The 13,020-nt window shown below is 57.4% G+C and carries 14 protein-coding genes; 10 read left to right on the top strand and 4 right to left on the bottom strand.

The genetic code is table 11. The features are described from left to right. Positions 1–10 precede the first annotated feature (10 nt). The 6 genes from H8696_RS09390 to gyrA all read left to right on the top strand — a co-directional run bounded on the left by H8696_RS09390 (position 11) and on the right by gyrA (position 6,887). A complete protein-coding gene (locus H8696_RS09390; RefSeq protein ID WP_249317076.1) occupies positions 11–823 on the top strand; it encodes a ParB/RepB/Spo0J family partition protein in 813 nt (270 codons plus the stop codon). 202 nt (positions 824–1,025) lie between these two features. After that, the gene (remB, locus tag H8696_RS09385; RefSeq protein WP_249317075.1) at positions 1,026–1,310 is read left to right on the top strand and encodes an extracellular matrix regulator RemB; all 285 of its coding nucleotides are present in this window, start codon (positions 1,026–1,028) and stop codon (positions 1,308–1,310) included. Beyond that, positions 1,300–3,204, top strand: a complete 1,905-nt coding sequence (gyrB, locus tag H8696_RS09380) for a DNA topoisomerase (ATP-hydrolyzing) subunit B (RefSeq protein ID WP_249317074.1) — start codon at positions 1,300–1,302, stop codon at positions 3,202–3,204. Before remB ends, gyrB begins: the two co-directional genes overlap by 11 nt. A gap of 9 nt (positions 3,205–3,213) precedes the next feature. After that, positions 3,214–3,783, top strand: coding sequence for a hypothetical protein (locus H8696_RS09375; protein WP_249317071.1), 570 nt, complete (start codon positions 3,214–3,216; stop codon positions 3,781–3,783). Between the two features lie 12 nt (positions 3,784–3,795). Beyond that, the gene (locus H8696_RS09370; protein WP_249317069.1) at positions 3,796–4,377 is read left to right on the top strand and encodes a hypothetical protein; all 582 of its coding nucleotides are present in this window, start codon (positions 3,796–3,798) and stop codon (positions 4,375–4,377) included. 17 nt (positions 4,378–4,394) lie between these two features. Beyond that, positions 4,395–6,887: a DNA gyrase subunit A gene (gyrA, locus tag H8696_RS09365; RefSeq protein ID WP_249317067.1), complete on the top strand. Its 2,493-nt coding sequence runs from the start codon at positions 4,395–4,397 to the stop codon at positions 6,885–6,887. A 34-nt stretch (positions 6,888–6,921) separates the two neighbouring features. Here the strand turns inward: gyrA and H8696_RS09360 are convergent, their stop codons facing one another. Beyond that, entirely contained in the window at positions 6,922–7,530 is a 609-nt protein-coding gene (locus H8696_RS09360) for an HAD family hydrolase (protein ID WP_249317064.1), read from the bottom strand. Positions 7,531–7,535: 5 nt separating this feature from the next. After that, the gene (ychF, locus tag H8696_RS09355) at positions 7,536–8,630 is read right to left on the bottom strand and encodes a redox-regulated ATPase YchF (protein ID WP_249317061.1); all 1,095 of its coding nucleotides are present in this window, start codon (positions 8,628–8,630) and stop codon (positions 7,536–7,538) included. Positions 8,631–8,763: 133 nt separating this feature from the next. Between ychF and gltX the strand changes: the two genes are divergently transcribed. From gltX to rpsR, 4 genes are all read left to right on the top strand, one after another. Next, complete coding sequence (gltX, locus tag H8696_RS09350; RefSeq protein ID WP_249317046.1) at positions 8,764–10,233, top strand: glutamate--tRNA ligase; 1,470 nt, start codon at positions 8,764–8,766, stop codon at positions 10,231–10,233. Positions 10,234–10,333: 100 nt separating this feature from the next. Further along, positions 10,334–10,618, top strand: coding sequence for a 30S ribosomal protein S6 (gene rpsF / locus H8696_RS09345; protein ID WP_249317043.1), 285 nt, complete (start codon positions 10,334–10,336; stop codon positions 10,616–10,618). Between the two features lie 19 nt (positions 10,619–10,637). After that, entirely contained in the window at positions 10,638–11,066 is a 429-nt protein-coding gene (locus H8696_RS09340; protein ID WP_249317041.1) for a single-stranded DNA-binding protein, read from the top strand. 15 nt (positions 11,067–11,081) lie between these two features. Next, positions 11,082–11,330 carry a 30S ribosomal protein S18 gene (gene rpsR, locus H8696_RS09335; RefSeq protein ID WP_249317039.1) on the top strand — a complete coding sequence of 83 codons (249 nt, stop codon included), beginning with the start codon at positions 11,082–11,084 and terminating at the stop codon, positions 11,328–11,330. Between the two features lie 35 nt (positions 11,331–11,365). Here rpsR and H8696_RS09330 read toward each other — a convergent pair whose 3' ends face one another. Further along, positions 11,366–11,686, bottom strand: a complete 321-nt coding sequence (locus H8696_RS09330) for an MGMT family protein (protein WP_249317036.1) — start codon at positions 11,684–11,686, stop codon at positions 11,366–11,368. Between the two features lie 8 nt (positions 11,687–11,694). Continuing rightward, positions 11,695–13,020, bottom strand: a complete 1,326-nt coding sequence (dnaB, locus tag H8696_RS09325; RefSeq protein WP_407926382.1) for a replicative DNA helicase — start codon at positions 13,018–13,020, stop codon at positions 11,695–11,697.

Here is a 13,020-nt window from a genome sequence, read left to right as displayed (position 1 = left end):
GGAGATTCTCATGAGAATTCCCCTGGTCAGGGAAGCCGTCAAGGAGGACGGACGGATTCTCCTTTTGCCGGTGGACTCCGTTTGGCCCAATCCCTATCAGCCCAGACGGACTTTTTCCGATGAGGCTCTGTTTGAGCTCAGCCAGTCCATCCGGCAGCTGGGACTCCTGCAGCCCATTACCGTGCGGCAGGTCGGCATCCATGCCTATGAGCTGATTGCCGGCGAGCGTCGCCTTAGAGCGGCTAAGCTGGCGGGGCTTCGGGAAATACCCGCTCAGGTCATCAAGGCCTATGAAGGGGAATCGGCGCTGATGGCGCTGGTGGAGAATCTTCAGCGGGAGAACCTCAGCTACATGGAGGAGGCCCTGGGCTACCAAAGCCTCATAAAGGAGCACAACCTGACCCAGGAGGAAGTTGCCCGCCAAGTAGGCAAGAGTCAGTCCACCGTGGCCAATAAGCTGCGCATTCTCCGGCTGCCCAAAGCGGTCAAGGACGAGCTCAACGCATCCGGACTGTCCGAGCGCCATGCCAGGGCGCTGCTTCGGCTGCCCGACGAGGAAAGCCAGCTTTCCGCCCTCAGAAAGGCTGTGAAGGGCCATCTGACCGTACAGAAGCTGGAGGCCCTTGTGGAGGACGAGCTCCAGGAGAAAACCCCGGCAAAACCCAAACGGCGCATTTTCATGGTCTATAAGGATCACCGGCTGTTTGTAAACACCATGAAAAATGCGGTGCGGGAAATGAACGCCCAGGGCATTCGGGCGGAATACTCCCAAAAGCGGCTGGATGATCAGCTGGAGATCAAGGTTATCATACCTTTGATGTAACAAGGCGCAAGCCTTTTTACATAAGCCCACTCTTTTTTACTACTCCCTGTCACCTTTTACTTGACGCCCCTTTTGGGGCGTCCTTTTTTTTAGTTGAAAATCCCGAAAAACCTGGGATTTAGGGACAAAAAACGCTTTTGAAAAAAGCCAATATGGAGTATAATATAATATAGTAGAAATTCCCCAGGGGAAGGAGCGGTAAATGTTCATACACATTGGCGAGGGGCGCATGGTGGATACGAAAGAAATTGTAGCGATTTTGGATATGCGCAGCGCTCGTGAAGCTCCCGACACCCGGGAATTTTTATGGGCGCTGGAAAGCGAGGGCCGCACGGAAATCCTGGGGGAGGGGAACCGCTCCGTGGTTTTGGTGCGGCGAAGAGACGGTCAGTTTGGATATTATTCGCCCATTCAGACGGTGACGCTGCAGGGGCGCTGTGATCAAGCTTATTTCGAGGGAAAGGACGATAGCATTCATGGCAATTGAGCAGGTACGCTATGACGAAAAACAGATTCAGGTTCTGGAGGGACTGGAGGCTGTAAGACGCCGCCCGGGCATGTACATCGGGTCCACCGATGCCAGAGGCCTGCATCACCTGGTCTATGAAATCGTGGACAACAGCATAGACGAAGCCATGGCCGGCTTCTGTAAGGAAATCAATGTGACCATCGAGGAGGGCAATGTGGTGACCGTCACCGATGACGGCCGCGGCATTCCCACCGGCATCCATCCCAAAGTGGGCAAATCATCGGTGGAGGTCTGCCTCACCATTCTTCATGCCGGCGGCAAGTTTGACGGTCAGGGCTACCGGGTATCCGGCGGCCTGCACGGCGTGGGCATGTCGGTGGTGAACGCCCTGTCCTCCTGGCTGAAGGTGCAGGTTTACCAAAACGGCAAAATCCACACGCAGGAATATAACCGCGGCGTGCCGCTGGAGGATGTAAAGGTGGTGGGCGATACCGAGCGCACCGGAACCACCATCTCCTTTCTGCCGGATAAGCAGATCTTTGAGACTTTGGAGTTCTCCTATGACGTGCTGAAAAACCGGCTGATGGAGCTGGCCTTCTTGAACCGCGGCATCATCATCCACCTGAACGACGGACGGACGGGCATGGAGAAGAAGGAAACCTTCCATTTCGAAGGCGGCATCATCTCCTTCGTCAAGAAGATCAACAAGAACAAGACGGTGCTCTTTGACGAGCCTATCTATATGACCGGCGAAAAGGATACCAGCACCTGCGAGATCGCCATGCAATACACCGACGCTTATAACGAGCTGATCTCATCCTACGCGAACAATATTCCCACCGTGGAGGGCGGAACTCATCTGTCCGGCTTCAAGAATGCGCTCACCCGCGTGGTGAACGATTATGGCCGCAGCAAGGGACTCATCAAAGACGATGTGAAGCTGACCGGCGAAGATATCCGCGAGGGCCTGACGGCCATCATTTCGGTTAAGCTGATGGAGCCCCAGTTTGAAGGCCAGACCAAAACCAAGCTGGGCAACAGCGAGGTTCGCAGCATGGTGGATCAGGCGGTGGCCAAGGGCCTGTCCACTTTCCTTGAGGAGAATCCCGCGGTGGCCCGCACCATGATCGATAAGTGCCTGACCGCATCCAGAGCCCGGGAAGCGGCGCGCAAAGCCCGGGATCTGGTCAAGCGCAAGAGCACGCTGGAAACCACCTCCCTTCCGGGTAAACTGGCGGACTGCACCGAGCGGGACCCCGCCAAGAGCGAGATCTTCCTGGTGGAGGGCGATTCCGCCGGCGGTTCGGCAAAGCAGGGCCGGGACCGGACCTTTCAGGCTATCCTTCCCCTTCGGGGCAAGATTCTCAATGTGGAAAAGACCCGGCTGGGAAGAATTCTGGGCAATAACGAGATCAAGGCCATGGCCACGGCTTTTGGCGCGGGAATCGGCGAGGACTTCGACGTGTCGAAGCTCCGCTATCACCGCATCATCTGCATGACCGATGCCGATGTGGACGGCAGCCATATCCGCACCCTCATGCTCACCTTCTTCTATCGCTACATGCGTCCGCTTATTGATGAGGGCCATGTGTACATTGCCCAGCCGCCCCTTTATAAGGTGGTTAAAAGCAAGAAGGAAAAATACCTCTACAAGGACGAGGAGCTGGAGGCCTATCTGAATGAGATCGGCCGGGAGGGCGCAGTGATTCAGCGCTACAAGGGTCTTGGCGAGATGAACGCCGAGCAGCTTTGGGATACCACCATGGACCCGGAGAAGCGGATCATGTTGCGGGTGTCCCTGGACGACGCCATTGAGGCCGACGAAATCTTTACAGTGCTCATGGGCGACCAGGTGGAACCCCGGAGGGAGTTCATTGAGGCCAACGCCAAGCTGGCTCAGCTCGATATATAAGGAGGAACCATGAAGCGCAGCTTACCATCCCTTTTGTTGGTGGGCATTCTGATATTGGGATTGGCCGGATGCGGGCCCAAGGGATACACCGTGAAAACGGAAGCCGCTTCCCGGGAGGGATCGCCCCTTTTGGGGGCCCTGCTTCAGGACGATCAGGTGAGGGCCATCCGGGTCAACGCGAAGAACAGCGAGGGCAACAAGGTCATCTTATCCTACCAGGTCTATGAGAACGGCAAGGCCAAGAGTGTGCTGGATAAGCAGGCGGCGGTCGTGCAGTATGACAAGGGCATCGACGGCGAGATTGCCATCAAATTCCGGCCCCGCCGCAGTCAAAAGGAATTGGAGATGGTTTTTATCCTGACCAACGGCGGCAGCTACACCACCAGCACCTATGCGGTGCCTGTTTCCTTCGCCAAGGGTGAAATATTGGCGCGCAGCATCGAGGAGGAAACGGTGCTTACACCCAATTCTCCGGAAGCCATCTTCTGCTGGAGCCGAAACGGGCAGACGGACGGTACCTTGACGGAACAGGCGGAAAGCGCCGATCTGGCTGTTTTGGTCAAACTAACGATTCTTTAAGGAGAATGTGCAATGAAGAAATGGATATGCGCTGCTTTGGTAGCCCTCCTCCTCATGGGCCTTATGGGATGCGGTGGCAGCGCTGTCAAGGAGGTGGCCGCCAGCAATCTGGCGGAGGGCCTCAACCCGGCGCTCAAGGCCTATGTGGGCGACTGGTGGGGCGCTGTGGACATTCATACGGAGAGAGCCGGCTCCTTGGAGCTGGGCTATGAGATCTATAAATCCGGGGAACTGGTCAAGTCCGAGTCCGGCCTTGGCATGTATCTTGAAAAGGGCTTTGACGGCACCGCCGCTGTTTTCCTCTGGAAGGAACAAAACGGCTACCAGGCCCAGGCTATTTTAGCCAACGAGGGCACGATCGCACAGCAGATTCTCGAACTGCCCGCGCCCAGCGCCATGGGCATGGCTTACGGCTCTTACAGCGAGACGGATGGTGAAACGGATCTCAGCCGGGGCGTTCCCTTCTTCCATATGGTCACCGTAGGCGAAAGCAACAAGGGGCTCAGCGCTTATGGCGGGGATATGAAGAGGACCGCGTCCCAGCCTGACGCGGACTGGGCCGTCGTGTTCACCGTGAGCATTAAAGACGAATAATTAGCAGGAGGCAATCTATGGAGTCACCGAAGGAAACCATCATACCGGTAAATATCAACGAGGAGATGAAAAAAAGCTTCATCTCCTATGCCATGACGGTCATTGTCAGCCGCGCCCTGCCCGACGTTCGGGACGGCCTGAAGCCCGTTCACCGGCGCATCCTGTATTCCATGGGCGAGCTGGGCGTCACGCCCGATAAGCCCTTCCGGAAGAGCGCCCGTATCGTCGGTGATGTTTTGGGTAAATATCACCCCCATGGCGATACAGCGGTGTACGACGCCATGGTGCGTCTTGCCCAGGACTTCTCCATCCGCAACATGCTGGTGGAAGGCCACGGCAACTTTGGTTCGGTGGACGGCGATTCGGCGGCTGCCATGCGGTATACCGAGGCCCGCCTTTCGAGGATTGCCATGGAGATGCTGCGGGACATCGATAAGGATACGGTGAACTTCTATCCGAACTTTGATGAGACGCTGATGCAGCCGGAGGTGCTGCCCGCCCGTTTCCCCAATCTTCTGGTCAACGGCTCCGGCGGTATTGCCGTGGGCATGGCCACCAACATTCCGCCCCACAATCTGGGCGAGACCATTGATGCCACGGTAGCCCTCATCGACGATCCGGAGCTGTCCGTGGACGATCTGATGGAATACCTGCCCGGCCCGGACTTCCCTACCGGCGGCATCATTCTGGGCAAGGATGGCATCCGTCAGGCCTACCGCACTGGACGGGGCAAGGTTTTGGTTCGGGCGAAGACGGACATCGAGGTGATGAGCAGCAACCGCTCCCGCATCGTGGTCACCGAACTGCCCTATCAGGTGAACAAGGCGCGGCTGGTGGAAAAGATTGCCGAACTCATTCACGAAAAACGGATCGAGGGCATCAGCGACCTTCGCGATGAGTCCGACCGTTCGGGCATGCGCGTTGCCATCGAGCTGAAGCGGGACGTCAACGCCAATGTGATCTTAAACAGTCTGTTTAAGCACACCCAGATGCAGGACACCTTTGGCATCATCAACCTGGCCCTGGTGGACGGCCAGCCCCAGGTGCTCAATTTAAAACAGATTCTTGAATATTATCTGCTCCATCAGCAGGATGTGGTCACCCGGCGCACACGGTACGATCTCAACAAGGCCCGGGAGAGAGCGCACATCCTGGAAGGCCTGCTCATCGCTCTTGACAACATCGATGCGGTGGTGGCTCTCATCCGTTCCTCCAAGGATATGGTATCCGCCAGGAACGGCCTCATGGAGAACTTTGGTTTGTCCCAAAAACAGGCGCAGGCCATCCTGGATATGCGTCTTGGCCGTCTGACCGCTTTGGAACGGGAGAAGATTGAGGAGGAATACAACGGGCTGATGGCGCTGATTCAGGAGCTGGAGAGCATCCTTTCCGATCACGGCAAATTGATGGGCATCATCCGCAAGGAGCTTCTGGAAATCCGCCAAAAGTATGCCGATCCCCGCCGCACGGAGATTACCTTCGCGGCCGGGGACATCGACTGGGAGGATATGATCCAGGAGGAGGATATGGTGGTCACCCTCACCCACTTTGGCTATGTCAAGCGCGTACCCATGAACACCTATCGGGTGCAGCGCCGCGGCGGGCGGGGCGTGGCTGCCCTGTCCACCCGCGAGGAGGACTTCGTGCAGAACGTGTTTGTGACCTCCACCCACAGTCCCATCATGTTCTTCACCAACAAGGGCCGGGCGTTCAGGATCAAGTGCTATGAGATCCCGGAAGCGGGCCGGACCGCCCGGGGCACGGCCATCGTCAATCTTCTGCAGCTGGCGGGGGATGAGAAGGTCACCGCGATCATCCCCGTGCCCAAAGATGAGGCGAGCAGCTACTTGCTCCTGGCCACCCGCAGGGGCGTGGTGAAAAAGACCCATCTTTCCGAATTCAGCAATATTCGAAAGGGCGGCATCATCGCGCAGGTTCTCCGGGAGGGCGATGAGCTTATCGGCGTGGCCCTCACCGACGGCGACCGGGATGTCATGCTGGCCACCCGCCATGGATTGGCCATTCGCTTCAACGAGAAGCAGGTCCGGCCCATGGGCCGGATCTCTCAAGGCGTTAGGGGCATTGACCTCATGGATGAGGACAGGGTGGTTTCCATGGCGCTGGTGGAACCGGGCGCCGACGTGCTCACCATTTCGGAGCATGGTTATGGCAAGCGGACCCTGGAGAGCGAATACAAACGCCAGAACCGCGGCGGCAAGGGCCTTTTGACCATGAACCGCACGGAGAAGACCGGAGATCTGGTGGGACTGACTATGATCACCGACGAGGAGGACATCATGCTCATCTCCTATGACGGGACCATCATCCGCATGGGCGCCGAGGGCATCTCCCATCTGTCCCGAAACACCCAGGGCGTGCGCCTGATGCGCGTACAGGGCGATTCGGCGGTGGTTTCCTTCGAACGGGTCGCCAAGTCCGAGGAGGACGGGGAGGAAGAACTGACGGAGGCTGAGGCCCCGGCAGAAGAGACGCAGACCCCGGAAGACTAAATAAAAAAGCCCCGAAAGGGGCTTTTTCTTTTATTCAAATGGCGAGACCGGCATCGCGCAGAGCCGTGAGGAGGGGCGGAATCTCTCCTCCATAGACGAACCCCCGCATGCCAAACGCCGCGCCGGCGGCGATGTTGTCCGGCCGGTCATCGATGAAGAAACATTCCTCCGGCCGAAGATCGAACCGCTCAAAGAACCGGCGATAGATGGCGGGATCAGGCTTTACAACCCGTTCCTCGCCGGAAAGAAGGCAGCCATCAAAATGGGCGAGGGCCGGATATTGGCCAATATGCCGGCGAAAATTTCTGGAGATATTGGACAGAAGATAGAGACGGTATCCCGATTCGTGGAGAGCCTGGGTCACCGGCTCCATGCCGGGAATAGGCGAAAAGTACTGAATCCAGCCCAGCAGCACCTTGGCGGCGGACTCGCGGAGCCGGGGTGGCAGCCGGCGGCAGACGGGCTCAATCATGGTATCTTCGGTATGAATGCCAAGATCAAGACCCTGCCATTCCTCGCCCTCGAATACTGCCCGGCGCACCCGGTCGGCGTCTTCGCCCTCAAGGCCGAAAGCCGCCACGATGGCCGGCGGATCGAAACAGCCCAGGACCTGGCCCATATCAAAAACAACGTTCCTGATCATGGTTTTTACACATTGAAACGGAACAGGACAACATCGCCGTCCTGCATCACATAGTCCTTGCCTTCCAGCCTGACCCAGCCGTGTTCCTTGGCGGCAGCCATGCTGCCCGCTTCCACCAGCTGATCGAAGGAGACGATCTCGGCGCGGATGAAGCCCTTCTCAAAATCGGTGTGGATCTTGCCCGCGGCCTGGGGCGCACGGGTGCCCCGCTCAATGGTCCAGGCACGGACCTCCTTGGGCCCTGCGGTGAGATAGCTGATGAGGCCAAGCAGATCGTAACAGGCCGCTACCAGCCGGTCGAGCCCCGATTCGCCGATGCCGAGCTCCCCCAGGAACATGGTTTTTTCCTCGGGATCGAGCTGGGCCAATTCCTCTTCCACCTTGGCGCTGATGGTGAGGGTGAGCGCCTTCTCGGAGGCCACCGCCGCCATGAGCTTTTCCACCAAAGGCAGCATTTCCGGGGCCTTACCAATGTCATCCTCAGCAATGTTGGCCACATAGATCACCGGCTTTTGGGTGAGCAGAAACAGTCCGTCCACCAGGCCGTGCTCCTCCTCGGAGAGCTCCATGGCCCGAACGGGGATCCCCTGTTCCAGCCGTGCTTTGACGGATTCCAGCAGAGCGGCCTCGCTTTTGTACTGGGCCTCGCCGCTTTTTTTCATTTTCTCTGCCCGATCCAGCCGCTTTTGCAGCGTTTCAAGATCGGCAAAAATGAGTTCAAGATTGATGGTCTCCAGATCCCGGACCGGGTCCACCGATCCATCCACATGCACCACATCCCCCTCGAAACAGCGCACCACGTGAACAATGGCGTCCACCTCCCGGATGTGGGACAGGAACTTATTGCCCAGGCCCTCGCCCCGGCTGGCGCCTTTGACCAAACCCGCAATGTCCACAAATTCAATGGATGTGGGGGTGTATTTTTCCGGATGATACATCTTTTCCAGCACATCAAGACGCTTGTCCGGCACGGGCACCACGCCCACATTGGGTTCGATGGTGCAAAAAGGATAGTTGGCGGCCTGAGCGCCGGCATTGGTGATGGCGTTGAACAGCGTACTTTTTCCCACGTTGGGAAGACCCACAACTCCTAGCTTCATTTCATGATTCCCTTCCTATGTACTCCCTCGATTATACCGTTTTCCGTGGGGCTGACGCAACCTTTTTTGGCTTGCCATTTCCCGAATATTTGGTATGCTATAAGAAGGCTTAAACAATAAAGGAGGAAAACCCATGGTACGCACCCGGTTCGCACCCAGCCCCACGGGGTATATGCACATTGGCAATCTGAGATCGGCGCTCTACGCCTATCTTTTCACCAAGCACGAAGGTGGCACCTTTATCCTCAGGGTGGAGGACACCGACCAGCAGCGCTACGTGGAAGGCGCCACGGAGCTCATCTACCGCACGCTGCGGGAAACGGGCATCTTCTATGACGAGGGCCCGGACGTGGGCGGCGAATACGGTCCGTACATCCAATCGGAGCGGCGGGACATCTACAAGAAATATGCCGAGGAGCTGATCAAAAGGGGCAGGGCCTATTACTGCTTTTGCACCAAGGAGCGGCTGGACGGCGTGCGCCAGGAGATGGAGGCGCGGGGCGAAACCTTTAAGTACGATAAACACTGCCTGTCCTTGACCCCGGAAGAGATTCAGGCCAAGCTGGACGCGGGAGAGCCCTACGTCATCCGGCAGAATCTGCCCGAGTCGGGCACCTCCTCCTTTGACGATCTGGTTTTTGGCCACATTGAGGTGGATGTTTCCACGCTGGATGATATGGTGCTGCTCAAGAGCGACGGCCTGCCCACCTATAACTTTGCCAATGTAGTGGACGACCATCTGATGAAAATCACCCATGTCTTCCGCGGCACCGAGTATCTGTCCTCCACGCCCAAATACAACCTCCTCTACGAGGCCTTTGGCTGGGAGATTCCCAAATATGTGCACATGCCTCCAGTGATGCGGGACGCCAGCCATAAGCTGTCCAAGCGGGACGGCGACGCATCCTTCGAAGATTTTATCAAGAAGGGATATCTCAAGGAGGCCATCGTCAACTATATCGCGCTGCTCGGGTGGAATCCTGGGACCAATCAGGAGAAATTCACCCTGGAAGAGCTCGTTCAGGCGTTCTCGCTGAACGGCATGTCCAAATCCCCGGCCATCTTCGACGTGGCCAAGCTCACCTGGCTGAACGGCGAGTACGTGCGGGAGCTGCCCTTTGATACATACTTCCGCTATGCGAAGCCCTGGCTGGAGGAAGCCCTTCAGGGACAAAATGTGGACCTTGAGGAGCTGGCTGTGAAGCTGCAGCCCCGGACGGAGTATTTCAGCCAGCTTCCATCTTTGGTGGATTTCATTGTGGAGCTGCCCGAATACGATCTTGAGCTTTACACCCATAAGAAGATGAAAACCAATCCTTCCGTTGCCCTTTTCGCCCTTGAAAAGGCGCTTCCCGTGATGGAAGGTCTTTCCGATTGGACGCTGGACAGCCTTCATGATGCGCTGATGGCCCTCCCGAAGGAGCTGGGCGTCAAGAATGGCCAGGTGCTCTGGCCGGTGCGGGTGGCCCTCACCGGCAAGGAGGCGAGCCCGGGCGGAGCCATGGAAATGGCAATGCTGCTGGGCAGGGAAAAGAGCCTTGCACGGATGAAAACGGGCATCGAAAAATTAAAAAGTGCTGGAACAGAGCCTTTTCAGCCTTAAATGGGACTTGCAGGCACTGGAAAAGCATGATATAATTTAAAACTGCAATCCTTGCTCTGCGTTTTGTCGCAGGGCCTAAGTCCAAAAGGAGGTGAACCGATTGAATAAGTATGAGGTAATGTACATCATCCAGTCCATGGATGAGGAAGCCACCAAGGCGATGGTAGAGAAGTTCAGCAAGCTGGTGACCGACAACGGCGGTACGGTGGACAACATTGATGAATGGGGCAAGCGCCGTCTGGCCTATCCCATCAACGATTTGAACGAAGGCTATTACGTGCTGATGAATTTCTCTTCCAGCCCGGATTTCCCCACCGAATTGGAGCGTAACTTCAAGATCACCGATGGCATTCTGCGCTACATGGTGATCCGCGTGGAGGAGTGACCGGAAAGGCAGGTATAGCATGAACAAAGCTATAATCGTTGGCAATTTGACCCGGGATCCGGAACTTCGCGCCACCGGCTCCGGCATCTCCGTATGTTCCTTCACCGTGGCGGTTAACCGCCGCTTCAAGGACCAGAACGGAGAGACCCAGGCGGATTTTATTCCTGTGGTGGTTTGGCGGCAGCAGGGAGAGAACTGTGCAAAATATCTCTCCAAGGGTAGTAAAGTCGCGGTGTGCGGCGCAATTCAGGTTAGGAGCTACGATGCTCAGGATGGCTCGAAACGCTATGCCACCGAGATTGTTGCGGACGAGGTTCAGTTCCTGAACTCCCGCGGCGAAGGTGCTGCTCCCCAGCCCCGCCAGGAACGTCCCGCGCCGAAGGCGCCGGCATCCATGCAGTTTGATGATGATCTTCATCCGGTGGAGGATGACGATCTTCCGTTTTAACAAGGAGGATTTGAAATGTCTGAAGAAAGAGAACGCCCCCGCCGTCCCAGAGGCCGGGCTCGCCGCAAGGTGTGCAGCTTCTGTGTGGACAAGGTGGAACACATTGATTATAAGGATATCAACCGTCTGCGCCGCTATGTGAGCGAGCGCGGCAAGATCCTGCCCCGCCGAGTGAGCGGCAACTGCGCCAAACATCAGCGCCAGTTGTCCGTGGCCGTGAAGCGTGCCCGTACCGTGGCCCTTCTGCCCTACACTGCGGAGTAAGACTCAAAAAGAAAAACCGGCTTTATGCCGGTTTTTTATTTTTTCGTCTCGAGGTCGGGGCGCCATAGATATTCTTTGATCTTGACCCGGCCGTTCATATCGAAGGTGACGCCTTCGTCAAGCAGCAGATGACGCTGCAGGCCGGGCAGGGGAAAAACGTCATCCGGCGGCAGGGAGCCGTCGGCGCGCACCACCCTATGGCAGGACAGATTTCGAGGTGAGACCGATACCAGATGGCCCACCAGCCGGGCCGCCCGCGGCTTCCCGGCGAGAGCGGCAAGCTGACCGTAGGTGGCCACACGGCCCGCGGGAATACGGGCGATCCAATCATATACCTTCGCGGCAAATTCGTTCATGACGGCACCTATGCGCGGGCCATGTCCACAAACCGGGTGTATTCGCCCAGCCAGGACACCTTGAGCTTTCCGATGGGGCCGTTGCGCTGCTTGGCCACGATGATCTCCGCCTGGTTTCCCACCTCGGTTTCCGGATTATAGACCGCGTCCCGATAGAGAAACATGACGATATCGGCGTCCTGCTCGATGGCGCCGGATTCGCGCAGATCGGACAGGCGGGGCCGGTGATCGTCCCGGCTGTCGGGGGCCCGGGAGAGCTGGGACAGAGCGATGACGGGCACGTTCAGTTCCCGAGACATGACCTTGAGCGCCCGGGAGATCTCCGAAACTTCCGCCTGACGGTTCTCAATGCGCCGGCCTGAGGTCATGAGCTGTAAATAGTCCACCACCACCAGCGCAAGGCCGTTTTGGTTGATGCTGAGGCGCATGCACTTGGAACGCATCTCCATGGTGCTGATACCGGGGGTGTCGTCGATGAAGATGGGCGCGGCGCCCAGCCGGCCCATGGCCTTGGCAAGCTCCGTCCAGTCGTGGTCGGTTAGATTGCCGTTTCGCACCTTCTGCATATCCACCATGGCTTCGGAGCAGAGCAGGCGGTTGGCCAGCTGCTCCTTGTTCATTTCGAGGGAAAACATGGCCACCGCACCCTTTTGTTTCATGGCCACATGCTGAGCGATATTGAGGGCAAAGCTGGTCTTGCCCATGGACGGCCGGGCGGCAATCAGGATAAGCTCCGAAGGGTGCAGCCCGGTGGTCAGCGTGTCCAGGCTGGCAAATCCAGTGGGCAGGCCCATCACCTCGCCCTTGTTCTGGGCCACCGTCTCGATGTGCTCATAGGTGTCCAGCAAAACATCCTTGATGGGCTCCAACGAACTGGTGTCCTTTTTGGTGGCGATGGAAAAAAGCTCCGATTCACTCTCGGAAATGATCTCCCGGGTCTCCTGGCTGGCCTCATAGCTCTTTTTCACCACGCTGTTGCCATAGCTGATGAGCCGGCGCAGCGTACCCTTATCCCGGACGATCTCCATATAGTTTTGGGCATGGCCCAGCGTGGGAAGCTGCTGGGTGAGCAGGGTCACATAGTCCAAGCCGCCCACCGCTTCCAGCGAACCCCGCCGTTCCAACTCGTTGACCAAGGTCACCAGGTCCACAGGATGCCCGCTGCGATAGAGCTCCATCATGGCCAAAAAGAGCTCTTTGTGAGCCGGCATATAAAAGTCGTCGCCTGCCAAAAGCTCCGCGGCATCGGACACCGCCTGCTTATCCAGCAACATGGCGCCCAGTATGGACTGCTCCGCCTGCTCATTGTAGGGGGGCATCCGGTCAAAATTCAT

Source organism: Gehongia tenuis (genome assembly GCF_014384795.1).
Lineage (GTDB): Bacteria > Bacillota > Clostridia > Christensenellales > NSJ-53 > Gehongia > Gehongia tenuis.
The sequence above is the reverse complement of the archived record's forward strand: the minus strand, read 5'-3'. Positions and strand labels throughout refer to the sequence as shown.